General features: G+C 63.2%; 17 protein-coding genes. 16 read left to right on the top strand and 1 reads right to left on the bottom strand.

The window, feature by feature from the left end; genetic code table 11:
• The first annotated feature begins 119 nt into the window (after positions 1-119).
• From E1956_RS29690 to E1956_RS29680, 3 genes are all read left to right on the top strand, one after another.
• A complete protein-coding gene (locus E1956_RS29690) occupies positions 120-704 on the top strand; it encodes a GNAT family N-acetyltransferase (RefSeq protein WP_134755945.1) in 585 nt (194 codons plus the stop codon).
• A 99-nt stretch (positions 705-803) separates the two neighbouring features.
• Positions 804-1,187, top strand: coding sequence for a tautomerase family protein (locus E1956_RS29685; RefSeq protein ID WP_134755943.1), 384 nt, complete (start codon positions 804-806; stop codon positions 1,185-1,187).
• Positions 1,188-1,230: 43 nt separating this feature from the next.
• Positions 1,231-2,367, top strand: a complete 1,137-nt coding sequence (locus E1956_RS29680; RefSeq protein ID WP_167760158.1) for a thiolase family protein — start codon at positions 1,231-1,233, stop codon at positions 2,365-2,367.
• Positions 2,368-2,425: 58 nt separating this feature from the next.
• Here E1956_RS29680 and E1956_RS29675 read toward each other — a convergent pair whose 3' ends face one another.
• Positions 2,426-2,983: a TetR/AcrR family transcriptional regulator gene (locus tag E1956_RS29675; protein ID WP_232072085.1), complete on the bottom strand. Its 558-nt coding sequence runs from the start codon at positions 2,981-2,983 to the stop codon at positions 2,426-2,428.
• Positions 2,984-3,191: 208 nt separating this feature from the next.
• Between E1956_RS29675 and E1956_RS29670 the strand changes: the two genes are divergently transcribed.
• From E1956_RS29670 to E1956_RS29615, 13 genes are all read left to right on the top strand, one after another.
• On the top strand, positions 3,192-3,653 hold the full coding sequence (locus E1956_RS29670) for an SRPBCC family protein (protein ID WP_134755939.1): 462 nt from the start codon (positions 3,192-3,194) through the stop codon (positions 3,651-3,653).
• 93 nt (positions 3,654-3,746) lie between these two features.
• The gene (locus E1956_RS29665) at positions 3,747-4,247 is read left to right on the top strand and encodes a (2Fe-2S)-binding protein (RefSeq protein ID WP_167760212.1); all 501 of its coding nucleotides are present in this window, start codon (positions 3,747-3,749) and stop codon (positions 4,245-4,247) included.
• The gene (locus E1956_RS29660) at positions 4,240-6,612 is read left to right on the top strand and encodes a xanthine dehydrogenase family protein molybdopterin-binding subunit (RefSeq protein ID WP_134755937.1); all 2,373 of its coding nucleotides are present in this window, start codon (positions 4,240-4,242) and stop codon (positions 6,610-6,612) included. The genes E1956_RS29665 and E1956_RS29660 overlap by 8 nt, the downstream gene beginning before the upstream one ends.
• Entirely contained in the window at positions 6,609-7,466 is an 858-nt protein-coding gene (locus E1956_RS29655) for an FAD binding domain-containing protein (protein ID WP_134755935.1), read from the top strand. The genes E1956_RS29660 and E1956_RS29655 overlap by 4 nt, the downstream gene beginning before the upstream one ends.
• A 102-nt stretch (positions 7,467-7,568) precedes the next feature.
• Positions 7,569-8,093 (top strand): DUF302 domain-containing protein, encoded by a 525-nt coding sequence (locus E1956_RS29650; protein WP_167760157.1) that lies wholly within the window; start codon positions 7,569-7,571, stop codon positions 8,091-8,093.
• Positions 8,094-8,312: 219 nt separating this feature from the next.
• Complete coding sequence (locus tag E1956_RS29645; RefSeq protein WP_134755931.1) at positions 8,313-9,614, top strand: Nramp family divalent metal transporter; 1,302 nt, start codon at positions 8,313-8,315, stop codon at positions 9,612-9,614.
• A 151-nt stretch (positions 9,615-9,765) separates the two neighbouring features.
• Positions 9,766-9,930, top strand: a complete 165-nt coding sequence (locus tag E1956_RS46345) for a hypothetical protein (RefSeq protein WP_167760156.1) — start codon at positions 9,766-9,768, stop codon at positions 9,928-9,930.
• 88 nt (positions 9,931-10,018) lie between these two features.
• A complete protein-coding gene (locus E1956_RS29640; RefSeq protein WP_134755929.1) occupies positions 10,019-10,783 on the top strand; it encodes an SDR family NAD(P)-dependent oxidoreductase in 765 nt (254 codons plus the stop codon).
• 70 nt (positions 10,784-10,853) lie between these two features.
• On the top strand, positions 10,854-11,594 hold the full coding sequence (locus E1956_RS29635; protein ID WP_197732962.1) for a hypothetical protein: 741 nt from the start codon (positions 10,854-10,856) through the stop codon (positions 11,592-11,594).
• Between the two features lie 300 nt (positions 11,595-11,894).
• Positions 11,895-12,200: a non-heme iron oxygenase ferredoxin subunit gene (locus E1956_RS29630; RefSeq protein WP_134755927.1), complete on the top strand. Its 306-nt coding sequence runs from the start codon at positions 11,895-11,897 to the stop codon at positions 12,198-12,200.
• Positions 12,201-12,214: 14 nt separating this feature from the next.
• Entirely contained in the window at positions 12,215-13,438 is a 1,224-nt protein-coding gene (locus E1956_RS29625) for an NAD(P)/FAD-dependent oxidoreductase (protein ID WP_134755925.1), read from the top strand.
• Positions 13,439-13,454: 16 nt separating this feature from the next.
• A complete protein-coding gene (locus E1956_RS29620) occupies positions 13,455-14,747 on the top strand; it encodes an aromatic ring-hydroxylating dioxygenase subunit alpha (protein WP_134755923.1) in 1,293 nt (430 codons plus the stop codon).
• Positions 14,748-15,257 carry an aromatic-ring-hydroxylating dioxygenase subunit beta gene (locus E1956_RS29615; protein WP_134755921.1) on the top strand — a complete coding sequence of 170 codons (510 nt, stop codon included), beginning with the start codon at positions 14,748-14,750 and terminating at the stop codon, positions 15,255-15,257.
• The last annotated feature ends 21 nt before the right edge of the window (positions 15,258-15,278 follow it).

The raw sequence follows: 15,278 nt of genomic DNA, 5'->3' as shown, positions 1-15,278 counted from the left end.
TCTAGAATGCGTGCAAGGCGCTCATGCGGTGATGCCAGCAATGCGTGCCGGGGAGCGTGGTCGGCACAGGAAGAGGCACGACGCGGCTCCGTCCAGGGGCAAACAACCGATGTGAGGCGATGATGGGCGCGATAGAAGTTCTGCCGGAAGCGAGCAATTGGACGGATGCTCCTGTCCTGATCGACGCTGGCGAGCATGTCTGGATCGACAAGAAGGGTCAGCTGGTAACCTTGCGTCCGATCCAGCCGGACGACGTTGGCCTTGCACGCGATTTCGTCGCCGGCCTGTCCAGGCATACGGGTTACATGCGAATGATGTCCACGAGATGTCCGTCGCCCGCTGAACTGGAACGCTGGGCCAATCTCGACCGCCGATATCAGGGCGCCGTGGTGGCTACGGCGCCTGTGGAAGGCCACCTGAGGCAGATTGGCGTGGCCCGATACGCGATGGAGCCCGGTGACGAGGAGGCGGAATTCGCCATTGTCATTGCGGACGCCTGGCAGAGAGCGGGCCTGGGTGGGCCGTTGCTGACCAGCCTGCTCGATCTCGCCAGAGCGTCCGGTGTGAAGCGCATGTTTGGCACCACCCTCAGCGAGAACCACGCAATGGTGACCCTTGCGCGGCGTCTTGGATTCAAGATCGCCTACGAGCCGGGCGCGGCTGCGTACACGAGAGTGTCCGTGGATCTACACCTTCCTGAATAAAGCGTTTTGATCGGAAAGCAAAGCTCGCCTCAATGAATTATGATCATCATATAAAGAACGCGCTCTGTCCAACGCTGCCACTACTGCAGGAGAAAGCTCATGCCCATTGTTCGAATCGATATCAAGAAGCGCTCGGATCCGACGTTTGCCCAGAGGGTCGGAAAGGTGGTTTACGAGTCGCTCAAGAGCGCGATCAACGTGCCCGACCGGGACAACTTCCAGATCCTCGGCGAGCACGACGACAACCATTTTGTGTACGACCCGACTTATTTGGGTATCGAACGCACGGATGACCTCGTCATCATCCAGATCACGCTCAACGAGGGGCGGAGCACGGAGCAAAAGAAGCTGCTCTACAAGACGATTGCCGATCGTCTGAACGAGGTGCTGGCTGTGCGTCCCCAGGACGTATTCATCAGTCTCGTCGAGGTCAGGAAAGAGAACTGGTCCTTCGGCAATGGTGTGGCGCAATACGCGCTCTGAAGGCCGCAAACGCGGTACGTCCAGAAAATATCAGGAGATAACCTTGTCAGATATCGTAGTCGCTGCATATGCACGCTCGCCGTTCCACTTCGCCCGCAAGGGGGCGCTGATCGACGTCCGGCCTGACGACCTGGCCGCCCAGGTGGTTTCGGCATTGCTGTCGCGCACGGGCCTCGAGCCGGCCATGATCGAGGACATCGTGGTGGGATGCTCGTATCCGGAAGCCGAGCAGGGCCTGAATATCGCGCGCATCATCGGCTTCCTGGCCGGATTCGGGGACACCGTTCCTGGCGTGACCATCAACCGCTTTTGCGGCTCTTCGATGTCCTCCGTCCACTACGCGGCGGGTCAAATCGCGCTGGGGCTTGGCGAGGCGTTCATTTGTGCAGGCGTCGAGTCGATGACGCGCGTGCCGCAAGGCGGCTTCAACCGCTCGCCGAATCCCCGCTTGCAGGAGACGTTTCCGCAAGCCTATGTCTCGATGGGGATCACCGCGGAAAATGTCGCGAAGGCGTTCGGCGTCGATCGCGCAGCCCAGGAGGCGCTCGCCGTTGTCTCGCACGCGAAGGCCGCCGCCGCGCGTGAGGACGGCAGGCTGGACGCCGAGATCGTGCCCATTCAGACCCCGCATGGCCTGGTCTCGCAGGACGGTTGCATCCGCCCCGGTACGAATCTGGAAGCCCTGCGCTCGCTCAAGCCGGCCTTCAGTGAAGACGGCAGTGTGACCGCGGGCACGTCCTCGCCGTTGACCGATGGGGCGTCGGCAATTTTGCTCTGCAGTGCAGAGTTTGCCAGCCGCAATGGACTGCGTCCGCTCGCGAAGTATCGCAGCGCGGCGGTTGCGTCCTGCCAGCCGGAATTGATGGGCATCGGGCCGATTCCCGCGACTCGCAAGGCGCTTGCGCGCGCCGGGATCGTTGCAAAAGATCTCGACGTGGTGGAAATCAATGAAGCATTTGCCAGTCAGGCCATTGCCAGTGTCCGCGAGCTGGGGCTCGATCCTGAACGGACCAACGTGGACGGTGGGGCGCTCGCCATCGGGCACCCGCTAGGGGCGACCGGGGCGCGCCTTGTCGGCAAGGCCGCCGCGCTGCTCGCGCGAGGCGACGGTCAGTTCGCTTTGGCCACGCAGTGCATTGGCGGCGGGCAGGGTATTGCGACCATCCTCGAAGCGGTCTAGACGCCGGGTCTCCGGGCTCAACGCGGAGCAGGGCACGATGCAGCAACGCCCCGCGCGGCTAGGCCATGTTGCGCACCGCATCGAGTATCTCCTGGGAGAGCGCATCGGGGCGGACCGCGCGCGCCAGGACCATGCCACCGACCATGGCCGCCAGGGTCGTGATGGTCGCCGCGCGCGCCTCGCTGTCTTGCCCCTCTCCGCCGATCAGTTCGATCAGCGCGTTGATGCCCGATGCGAAAGAGCGCTTTGCGACGGCGTCCAGGCGCGACACATCGGCGCCGAGCGCGGGAATGACGCAACCGGCTTCCGGGTGATCGCGATGCGCTTGCGACAGGTACGCGTCGAGCACGGCGCGCCGATGCTCGTCGGGCGACGCGTCCGACACCGCGGTTTCGAGCCGGGTTCTCATCTGCTCGAAGGCCGCGTCGATTGCCGCGACCACAAGGGCATCCTTGGAGTCGAAATGGGCATAGAAGCCGCCATGCGTGAGCTTGGCACCTTTCATCAACTGCGCGACGCCAATGCCGTCAACGCCGTGCTTGCGGAACGCCTTGGCCGCTGCCTTGACGATCTTGCCGCGGGTTTCTTCCTTGTGCTCGGGTGGGTAGCGCATCATTGAACTCCGGTCATGCCAACGTTGAAACCTGTAATCGATATATTAGATGATAACCGTCATTGCATCGCGCTGCCCTTGATCGAAGCCCGGTCAACTCGGGTCTCGGGGTAAACACCAGCCGGGATTCACGCGGCCGGCTCTTGACCATGCCGGCATGGCTCCCTAGCATGTTATCGATGAGTACATTGCCGGATTGAAGGAGGATGTTTTGGAATTCAAAGGATCACAGCACATCAATGCGTCGCGCGCCGTCGTGTGGCAGCGGCTCAACGACCCGCAGACCTTGCGGCAGTGCCTGCCCGGCTGCGAGCAGTATGAGCTGGCGGAGGATGGCAGCTACGACGCCGTCATCGCAGCGTCCTTCGGGCCGATCAAGGCCCGTTTCAAAGGCACGGCGCGTTTCTCGGATCTGCGCGAGAACACCGGTTACCGAATCGAAGGCAACGGCAGCGGCGGAATCGCGGGCTTCGGCAAACTGACGGCCGACGTTCACCTGGAAGACATCTATGGCGGGACCACGCTGCACTATGCCGCCACGGCGCAGCTCGGCGGCAAGCTCGCACAAATCGGCTCGCGTCTTGTCGGCTCCGTGGCCAACAAGTTTCTCGCGGACTTCTTTGCGCGGTTCGAAAAACTGGTGAGCGAGTGCGAGGATATCGCTGCGCCGTAAAGTATGACGATCATCATTTAATGAGTTCGCGCGGTGCCGGAAGACTTCAGGCCGTCCAGCAAGACGCACGGACAACGAGACAGGGTGAGACACATGCAGATACAGAATTCCGTCAATGGTGAGTTGCGCACCATTGAGGCAGAACCGAGGCAGCTGCTCGTCCATGTGCTGCGAGATTCATTGCGGCTGACGGGCGTGCATATCGGCTGTGACACCTCGCAGTGCGGCGCCTGCACGGTGCTGATCGACCAGAAGACCGCCAAGTCATGCACCGTGCTGGCGGTACAGACCGAGGGCTGCAGAGTGCAGACCATCGAAGGCATGGAGCAGGATCGCATCACCACCGTGCTCAAGCGCGCGTTCAACGAATGCCATGGGTTGCAGTGCGGGTTCTGCACGCCCGGCATGCTGATGGCGGCGCGCGCGCTGCTGGTCACGACGCCCGAACCTTCGGAGCATGCGGTGCGCGACGCGCTGCATGGCAATCTGTGCCGCTGCACGGGATATCAGAACATCGTGGACGCCGTCCTGCTTGCCGCGGCCCGCTTGAAGGAGCACGCCGATCGACCGCTGGAGGAGGTGAGCCATGAGTGAAGGCAATAGCGAAGTCGGCACGCGGTATATCGGCAAGCCCGTGAAGCGGCGGGAAGACGAGCGCCTGATGAGCGGCAAGGGCCGGTTCACGGACGATCATCAATTCCCCGGGATGACGTTTGCCGCGTTCGTCCGCTCGCCCTTTGCCCATGCGCGCGTCCGGCATATCGACACGGCCGCCGCGCTGGCGCTGCCCGGGGTAGTGGGTGTGCTGACCCATGCCGATATTGCCGGCAAGGTCGGCGATATCCGCCCGAACTGGGTCGTGGGCAATTCCATCGTGCCGCCGCACCCCGTGTTGCCGGCCGAATACGTGCGCTACGCGGGTGAGGCCGTGGCCATGGTGGTGGCCGAGACGCGCGAACTGGCCGCCGACGCCGCCGAGCTCGTGAGCGTCGAGTACGACGAACTGCCCGTAGTCGTGGATGCGGAGGCGGCGCTTCAGGAGGGCGCTCCGCAGCTGCATGGCAATGTTCCCGGCAACCTGATCGGCGTATTCAAGGTGAAGGGCGGCAACTACGAAGAAGCCGCAAAGGCGGCCGACCGGGTCGTGTCGATTCGCATCGTCAACCAGCGGCTGATTCCGAGTCCGCTGGAACCGCGCGCGCTCTGCGCCAGCTACGATGCGCTGGACGAGCGGCTCACCTTCATCCTGCCAAGCCAGGTGCCGCATATGTCCCGGCGCTGGCTTGCCGAAACGCTGGGCTGGCCCGAGCACCGGGTCCGCATCGTTGCGCCCGATATCGGCGGCGGCTTCGGGTGCAAGATGCACTTCTATGTCGAAGAGGTGCTCGTCGCCTTCGCCTCGAAGCGTTTCGGCCGCCCGGTGAGCTGGACCGAAACACGCAGCGAGAATCACGTGGCCACCACGCACGGCCGCGACCACGTGGAATACGTGGATGCCGCCGTCACGAAGGAAGGCAAGGTCCTGGGGATCAAGGTCCGCTCGTGTGCGAACCTGGGCGCCTACCTCTCCAACATGGGGACCGGCATTCCCACCATCAACACGGCGAGCTACGTCACCGGCAACTATCAGATTACGAGTGTGGATGTGCAGGTCGACCTCGTGACGACCAATACCACGCCCGTCGATGCCTATCGCGGCGCGGGCCGGCCGGAGGCCGCCTATATCATCGAGCGCGCGATGGACGCGGTGGCCAATGCGCTCGACCTCGACCCCGTCGCGCTGCGCCGCCTGAATCTGGTGCAGGCGCACCAGTTTCCCTATCAGCCGCACGACGGGGCGCGCGGCAGGTGGGACAGCGGCGACTATGAGGCCTGCCTGTCCCGCGCCACGGAGATGATCGATTACGACGGTTGGCGCAAACGGCAGGCCGCGCTGAGGCACGAAGGCCGGTATATCGGCATTGGCGTGATCTGCTATCTCGAGCTCGTCGGCATGGGCAATTCCCAACTGCTGCGCCGGGTGGGCTTCGATCGCGGCGGCTGGGAGAGCGCCCACGTTCGCGTGCATTCCGATGGCAAGGTGACCTTGTTCAGCGGGTCGATGCCGCAAGGCCACGGTCACGCCACGAGCTACGCCCAGATCGTGGGCGACGCGCTGCAACTGCCGATGGAGGACATCGACGTCGTGCAGGGCGACACCGACCGCGTGCTGGCCGGCCATGGCACGTTCAATTCGCGCTCCATGCCAGTGGGCGGTTCCGCAGCCTGGGTCGCGGCGGGCAAGATCCTTGCCAAGGCGCGCAAGATTGCCGCGATCATGCTGGAGGCCCAGGAAGAAGGCGTGCAGTATGCGGGCGGCGTGTTTTCCACGGAAGCGGGCGCGCAGGTGTCCTTTGCCGAGGTCGCCAGGATGGCCTATGTGGCCAGCAAGCTCCCGCGCGACTTGGAGGCCGGCCTGGAAGAACGTGTGTTCTACGAACCCGTCGCGATGGGCGCCCCCAACGGATGTCACGCGGTGGTCGTGGAAGTCGATCCGGAAACCGGGGTCGTTAGCATTCTTGACTATGTCGCGGTCGACGACGTTGGCGTGCTGATCAACCCCATGCTGTGCCACGGGCAGATGCACGGCGGCATCGCTCAAGGCATCGGCCAGGCCCTCTATGAAGAAGCGCGATATGACGCAAGCGGGCAGTTGCTTTCGGGATCCCTGCTCGATTACGGCTTCCCGCGCATCGAGCAGGTGCCGCGCATGCGCACGGCTTTCCACGTCTCGCCATCGCCGACGAATCCGCTTGGCGCGAAGGGCATTGGCGAAGCGGGTTGCGTCGGCGCGCCGCCTGCGATCGTCTCCGCCGTTTGCGATGCGCTGAGGCCATTCGGCATCACCCATCTCGACATGCCGCTTACGCCGCCGAAAATCTGGCGCGCCGTCCAGGCCGCCACCAGGAGCCCTGCATGATCCCCTATGCGGTTGACTACGTTAGAGCCACCAGCGTGGCGCATGCGCTTGCCGCGCTCGCGAGCGACCCCGACGCCCGCTTGCTGGCCGGCGGCCATTCGCTGATCCCGCTCATGAAGCTGCGCCTCACCGGCGTCTCGCGGCTCGTCGATATCGGCGCGCTGCCGGAGCTGCGAGGCATCGAGATCCATCCCGATCACATTGCGATCGGGGCCGCGACCACGCATGCCGAGCTGGGCAGTCATGCCGGGCTGGCGGAGCACTTGCCACTGATCGCGCTGGCGGCGGGCGTCATTGCGGACCCGACCGTGCGCAATCGCGGAACCCTCGGTGGCTCGCTGGTCCATGCCGACCCGTCGGCGGACTGGCCGGCCGTCATGCTGGCGCTCGATGCGCGCATGGAAGTCACCGGCAGCGCCGGTGTGCGCGTGGTGCCCGCTGACGCATTCTTTGTTGGCCTCATGGCGTCGGTGGTGCAGCAGGACGAGTTGCTGACGCGCATTGTCATTCCGTTGCCCGGGCCCGATCGCGTGGCCTACCGGAAATTCCGCCATCCCGCTTCGGGCTACGCCGTCGCCGCGGCCGCCGTTGCCTTGCGCTACGCGGGCAATCGCTGCACAGGCGGCATGATCGGCGTGACCGGTGTGGCGGAAACGGCGTTCCGTGCTTACGCGGCTGAAGCGGAGCTGGAGCGCGGGTTTACCGGATCGGCGGAGGAAATCCTCCGCATTGTCGAGGCCGCTTTCGCCGACGTGACGCCGCTCGAAGACGGTTTCGCCGATGGCGCTTATCGCACGCAACTGGCCAAAGTCATGCTCGGCCGGGCGCTTGCCGACGCTGCACGGCTATCGTAGGGGCCGCGGATGATGAGGCCCTTCGGCATCACACGCATTGCGATCCCCATTTATCTTGGACTCCTTTCTATTGCCGCGCATAGCGGACAATCGTCGACTATCATGCAAACCGATTCTCTGATTCAAGCTTCATCGCAGCAAATCGCTGTCACCCACGTCACCCTGGAAGCCAAGGTCGATTTTGGGGCGTTCACGCAACACCTGGAAGCCTTGCTGGGGCGCTTCGACCCTTCCTCCCTCAAGGCACTGCTGCAAACCGACCCGGCCGCGGCGGATGCCCGTCTCGCGAAGATGGAAGGGGATCAGGGATTGATGATCTTCTCGACGCAGAATCACGGGATGGTGCTCAATATCGCCGGAGCCCCGAGGCAAGCCATCCGCTACAACATCGGCAACCCGCGTGTTGCCATGCAGATGACGCGCCATGATATCCGTGCCGGTCTTTATGCGCCGCTGTCCGTGCTGGTCTATGAAGCGGCGCCTGGCACGGTGCGGGTCGAATACGACCAGCCCTCTACGCTGTTCGGCCAATTCGGCAATGCGGATGTCGCCGCGGTGGGACGCGAGCTCGATGGCAAGCTCGCCAGAGTCGTCGAGCATGCGGCGAGCCTGGCGGCGGCGTCTTGAGCCATCCCAACCCGTTTTTCATGGCGTGGCTTACGGTCCGTAAGCAGGCGATAGAACGCCCGGATTGCCGCGTTTTCGCGCCTGCTGAGGGGCGCCACGAGGCAAAACGATATCGGGACGATTCGAACGTTCAATTGTTCACGGCGGCCAAATCCCGGCAACATGACTCCTGCCATCGTGCTGGCCATTCGGCGGGCCGGCTTGAACAGGAAGAACGACATGAGCACCGCTGAAGGACAACTGGGACTGACCGAGCGCACCTCGCGAGCGATCGCCGGCGTGCTGGCCGGGCGCGACGATAGCTGGCGCTCGAAGCTGCTCTTCGCCGGACCCGCTGTCGTGGCGTCGATTGCGTATATGGACCCGGGCAACTTCGCGACCAACATCCAGGCGGGGGCGAAATACGGGTACTCGCTGCTCTGGGTCGTGCTGGCGGCCAATGTCATCGCCATGTTGTTTCAGGCGCTGTCCGCGAAGCTCGGCATCGTGACGAATCGCAATCTCGCACAGTTGAGCCGCGAGCACTTCCCGCTGCCGGTCGCCTATGGGATGTGGGGCGTGAGCGAAATCGCGGCGATGGCAACCGATCTTGCCGAGTTCCTCGGCGGCGCAATCGGCCTGTCTCTGCTTTTTCACATCCCGTTGCTGGTCGGCATGATCGTCACGGGCATCGTCACCTATGCGATTCTCACCGGAGAGAAGCAGGGGTTCCGCCCACTCGAGCTGGTGATTGGCGGTCTCATCGTAGCTGTCGCGCTGTCTTATGTCTTCGAGCTCTTGATCGTGCATGTCGACTGGCCCGCTGCGGTCAAGGGCACGTTCGTGCCCCGGCTTCACGGCGCCGACGCGCTGTCTGTCGCGGTCGGCATTCTCGGCGCCACGGTGATGCCGCACGCGATCTATCTGCACTCGGGGCTGACCCAGGGCCGCACGCGCGCGCGCAGCAATACGGAACGCTTCAAGCTGGTGCGCTTTTCGAATGTCGAGGTCATTGTCGCGCTGACCGTTGCCGGGCTCGTCAACATGGCGATGGTGATCATGGCATCCGGGGCCTTTCATGCGGGCCATCCCGAAGTGGCCGAAATCGAAACCGCCTATCACAGCCTGACGCCGGTGCTCGGCGCGGCAGCCGCAGGCATCTTTCTCGTCGCGCTGCTGGCATCCGGTGTGTCCAGTTCAGTAGTCGGAACGATGGCCGGGCAGATGATCATGCAAGGCTTCATGGGGTGGCGCATTCCGGTTTGGGTCCGCCGGCTCGTCACCATGGTGCCGGCGTTCGTTGTCGTCGCGTACGGCGTCAACGCGACCGAGGCACTCGTCTACAGCCAGGTGGTGTTGAGCTTCGCGTTGCCTGTGCCGATGATCGCGCTCGTCATTCTCACTTCACGGCAAGACGTGATGGGACCGTTTGCGAATCGCCGGTGGGTGGCCGGCCTGGCCATCCTTGGAACCGTGGTTATCCTGGCGCTCAACGCGGTGTTGCTTCTTCAGACCTTTGGCGTGGCGATTCCCGGACTGTGATGGGGGACCCCGCGGCGATTGTTCGGGTTATGCGAAAGCATCTTTCATCCCAGCCTCGTTGATCTTCGTGCGCTAGCGCGTACTCTGTCAAACAGGAGGCGTCGAATCTGGCGCAGCGCGAATCGCAGAGTACTGAGGCAAGGAGCAGGCAATGGACATCCTGAACGTGGCACGACAATCCGGTATGACGATCGTGCTCGACGCACGCATCGGACAACAGGAATATCACTCGGTGCACAGCAGCGTGGCTGCACTGGAGCGATTCGCTGCGCTGATAGAGGCGGCGAAACAAGCCGAAACCAAAGAGCAACACTAACGCGTCCTGCTAGCTCAATGCAGGACATTCGTCATTCGCTGACATTCAACCGTTTCCCGCGAGGGCGCGGGAAACAGGAGCATCGATCGTGGTGAATCTGTTTGACCTCACATCCAAAGTCGCCGTCGTAACGGCATCCACGAAGGGCATGGGCCTGGCCATTGCGCGGGCACTCGGCGCAGCGGGAGCGAAGCTCGTCATCTCTGGACGCACCCAGGAAACGGCCGATGCGGCCGCTGCGAAGTTGCGCGACGAAGGCGGCTTCGAAGTCGCGGCATTCGCGTGCGATATCACGGACCCCGCGAGCGTGCAGCGCTTCGCGGCCGATGCGCTTGCCGCGTTCGGGCGCGTGGACGCGCTCGTGCTCAACGCGGCGGGCAATCCTCCCGCAGGCCCGATGCTGGGCCAGACGGCGGAGGAATTCGACAAGACCATGGCCGAAGGCGTGCGCGGCAGCTTCTCACTCGTCCAGGCGCTCGCTCCGCAGATGGTCGAACGCAAGCACGGCTCGATCGTCTTCATGTCGAGCCGCGCAGCGAAGCGCGGCACGGGCGTGCTCGGCCTGTACGGCATGGCCAAGGCGTCGATCGACCAGCTCGTGCGCAATCTGGCCGTCGAGCTCGGACCGTCGAACATCAACGTCAACTCGATCAACCCGGGCGCGGTGCGCACGGACTTCTCGCGCATGCTTTGGGAGAATCCCGAGCGCGAGAAGATGACGGTCTCGACGATTCCGATGGGACGCATTGCCGAGCCTGAGGATGTGGCTGGGCTCGCGCTCCTGCTCGTGTCGGGCGCCGGGCACTATATCAATGGCCAGAGCATCAGCGTGGATGGAGGCGGCACGGCTTGACGATCCGGTTTCGGGCGGCCGCATGCGGCAGGCGGGCGGCCGGCTCGCCTGCCGCTCATGATTTTGACGATTGAAGGCAGCAGGAAAATCCACGATGAACGAATTACTGGTGTCCGCGCTTCGGGCGCATGGCGGGCTTGAACGCTGGACAAGCTTCAGCCATGCAGCGGCAACGCTGATTAGCGGAGGTGAACTACTCGACCGCAAGGCGCCACAAGCGCCTGAACCCCGTCGAGTGACGGTGGGCACCGAAGAGGAAGCGAGTTCGATCACGCCGTTTGGCGGAGCCGACAAGCTTGCGCGCTTCACGCCGGAGCGCGTCACGATCGAAACGCTCGATGGCAAGGTGCTGGCCGAGCGGACGAATCCGCGCGAGCACTTTAGCGGACATGATCTGAACACGCCGTGGGACCCTTTGGATCGAGCGTACTTCGGCGGATATACACAGTGGATCTATCTGAATGCGCCTTTCGCGCTCGCGCTGCCCGGGGTAGCGCTCGAGGAGGTGGCCCCGCTTGAGCAGGGTGACGAGATGTGGCGCGCGCTGCGCGTGATTTTCCCGCCCACGATTGCCAGCCACAGTCCTGTCCAGACGTTCTATTTCGGCGATGATTTCCTGCTGCGCCGCCAGGACTACACGCTCGATATTGCAGGCGGCGGTTACGTGGCGAATTACGCGTATGACCTGGTGGACGTGAACGGCCTGCGGGTTCCGGGCCGCAGGAGAGCGTACCTTTGCGACGAAAACGGCCAGGTGCTCGAAGACAGACAGCTGATCTGGATTGATTACACGGATATCGAATTCAGCTGAGCATCAGCGTCAACGATACCGGCGGCGCTCGGGCAATTTCACCTCGCCCAGAGCGCACACCTCCAACTGCACCGGGGCAGACCTCTAGAACGCGAGCGATTCTGCTTGCGACGACGCTCCGGTGTGCTCGATCCGGCCCGCGCCAGCGCGGCCACACGAACCTGTTCCCCGCCTCGATTGCGGCCCACCGGTCCGTAGACCGCTCGGGTAAACCTTAATTTTGAAAAGATTGACGCCACTAGCGGATGTGCTTACGATCCATTTCGTCAGCATACTGATCAATTTGGCGGAGCAGCTCAAATGGCACTCGTATTTGCGGCGAACCTTTCCGAGCTCGTGGAAGACGAGCCGCTTCCGGTGAAGCTCGGCGAAGAGCACATCGCCCTGTATCTGCTCGATGGCGAAGTGCGTGCAACGCACAACGTTTGCACGCACCAGTTTGCCTTGCTGAGCGACGGTTATACGGAGGACGGCTGCATTGAGTGTCCTCTGCACCAGGGCAAGTTCGATATCAGGACGGGCGCCGCGGTTTGCGCGCCTGTCACCCAGCCGATCCGCGTGTACCCGGTCCACGTCGAGGGCGACGCGATCATGGTCGATCTCTGATGGATAGCGAAGCCATGGACGAAACCATTCTGGTAGTGGGTGGAGGGCAGGCGGGCGGGTGCGCTGCACAAGCGCTGCGTGCCGGCGGCTTCGAGGGGCGCGTGATCATCGTGGGGAATGAAAGCTGGCGGCCCTACGAGCGCCCCCCGCTGTCGAAGGACGTTCTTCTCGCGACTGACGATACCGATTGCTTCAAGGGCTGGCTCCACGAAGCGACGTTTTATGACGATGCGTCGGTGGAGCGCATCGTCGCCAACGTGACGCACCTCGACACCTACCGGCGCGTGGCCGTGCTCGGGAGCGGACGCGAACTGCGCTATGACCGGTGCTTGCTGGCGACGGGCGGCCGCGCACGCGCTCTCGCTGGCGTGCAGCACGGCCCGCGTGTCGTATCGCTGCGCACGCTGGATGACGCCATGCGTTTGCGTAGCCTGATGGCTCGGGCGAAGTCTGTTGCGGTCGTCGGTGGCGGCTTCCTTGGCCTCGAGTTCGCGGCGAGCGCGCGTGCGCGCGGCCTGGAGGTGGTCGTCTTCGAGGCCGGCGCGCGCCTGCTTTCAAAGGCGATGCCGGCCGCGTTCTCCGGCCAACTGCATGCCAAACATGAAGCGCATGGCGTGCGCATCGTCCTTGACGCGGGTTCAGTTCGTATAGCGGAGTCGGACTCGGCCGTCGTCGTGGCGAGCGCCATTGGGACATCGTCGTTCGACTTTTGCGTGGTGGCGGTCGGGCAGGAGCCGAACGACGAGATTGCGCGTGCTTCGCGCATCGATGTGAGCAACGGCATCGTCGTTGACGAGTATTGCCGTACTTCGGCGCCATACGTATATGCGGCCGGCGATTGCGCCAATTTTCCGCTTGGCGCGGCGGCTCGCGCGACTCGGCTCGAATCGTGGCAGAACGCGCAGGAGCAGGGGATCGCGGCCGCCCGGAACATGCTGGGCGAGAGCTACGCCTATCGGCCCACGCCGTGGTTCTGGACGGACCAGTATGACTGGAACATCCAGATGCTTGGGATGCCGAACGAAAGCGTGGGCCGCTGGATCGCCCGCCCGGGTGCCGGTGACAAGACGTTGCTCATCGGGCTGCGCGAGAACGTCATCGTTTATGCGCTGGCATTGAACCAGGGGGGCGAGTTGCGTGCGCTCAGGCGCCTCGTGGAACAGGCCGTGCCGGTAGAGCCGGACCAGCTTGCCGATATGAGCGTGAAGCTGCGCAAGCTCGAACAGCTCGCCCATTAAGTTTCTGGAGACAATTGTGTATTCATGTGAAACCATCATCGGTGGCGCCGCGGCTTCAGGAAAAAACGCGCCCGTCGAATCGCTCGCGTGGCCGGAAGAGGGCCTGCAAACCATCCCCGACTGGGTCTACACGAGCGAGTCGGTCTATGCACGCGAAGTGGAGCGCATCTTTCACGGGCGGACCTGGAACTTCGTCGCGCTGGAGGCCGAGGTGCCGAACGCGGGCGATTACAAGCGCTCATACGTCGGGCCGACTCCCGTGGTGGTGTCGCGTGCCGAAGACGGATCGATCAACGTGTTCGAGAACCGCTGCGCGCATCGCGGCGCGGAGTTTTGCCGGCACAGCAGGGGCAATAACAAAGAGTTCGTTTGTCCCTACCATCAATGGTCATATGACCTGAAGGGCAACTTGCAGGGCATTCCATTCAAACGGGGTGTCAACCGGCAAGGGGGGATGCCCAAGGACTTCCGGAACGAGCAGCATGGACTGCGCAAGCTTGCTGTCGCCACGCGCAACGGCGTGGTATTCGCATCGTTCGCGTCGGAGATGGAATCGCTCGAGGCGTATCTGACGCCGGAGATCCTGAAGGACTTCGATGCCGTCTTCACGGGCAAGCGGTTGCGCATTCTCGGCTTCTACAAGAATGAGCTGCCATGCAACTGGAAGATGTATCACGAGAACCTGAAGGACCCCTATCACGCCACGCTGCTGCATTCGTTTCTGGTCGTCTTCGGCCTGCTCGTGGCGGGCAACCGCTCCGCGATGGTGGCCGACAGCAAGTACGGCATCCACGGCACGATGGCCTCGGCGAAGAGCGACACGCTCTATGCGAGCGTGGACGAGGACAAGAAGAAGGAAATGCGCTCGTTCCACGAAGGCATGACGCTGCGCGACGAACGCTTCCTTGAGTTCGTCAAGGAGTTCGACTCGGAGTGGTCGGTCACCATGCAGACGATCTGGCCGAACCTGATCGTGCAGCGCGAGATGAATACCCTGGGCGTGCGCCATATCGTGCCGAATGGGCCGAACAGCATGGTCATGCTCTGGACCATGTTTGGCTATGAAGACGATTCGGACGAGATGACCCGGCACCGCCTGCGCCAGGGCAACCTGATGGGCCCCGCGGGCTTTCTCGGCCTCGAGGACAACGAGGCGATGAAGTTCGTGCAGGAAGGCGTGCGCCGTTCCGTGACCGATCGCAGCATCATCCGCCTCGACGGCGACAAGGTCGGCACCGCAGACAATCTGATCTCGGAAGCCGCCATTCGGGCGATGTACAAGCACTATCGTGAAGTCATGGGGTTCTAGATGCTGCCAGGTTTCGAAAAAAAGGCCATTGCGCACGACAAGGCGCTGATCGCACGCGCGGCCGTCGAGGATTTCCATGCCGAATATTGCGCCGCGCTGGATGGGGGCGACATCGAGCGCTGGCCCGAATTCTTCACGGAGGGCTGCCTGTATCGCGTGACCGAATACGAGAACGCGGCGCGCGGGTTGCCGGTCGGTCTCGTGTATGCGGAGGGTCGCGACATGCTCCACGATCGCGCGGTGGCGATTGCCCGCACGCAGATGTTCGCGCCGCGCCAAATGCTGCATTTCGTCTCGAACGTCCGGATTCTCGATGCCAACGACGAAGAGATCGTTGCGCAGAGCAACTATATGTTGCTGCAGACCCTCGTCGAAGGCGCCACCACGCTGCATCAGGCCGGACGCCTTTTTGATCGCTTCGCACGCCGTGGTAACGTCCTGCTGCTCAAGGAACGTCAGGCGGTGTATGACACGGCGGTGATCGCGAACGACCTGGCGTATCCGGTCTGAGCGTCGGCGCATGGAAATAGG

The organism is Paraburkholderia pallida (assembly GCF_004524855.1).
GTDB classification, from domain to species: Bacteria; Pseudomonadota; Gammaproteobacteria; order Burkholderiales; family Burkholderiaceae; genus Paraburkholderia; species Paraburkholderia oxyphila.
Note: the sequence above shows the minus strand (reverse complement) of the source record. Positions and strands in the feature narration are given on the sequence as shown.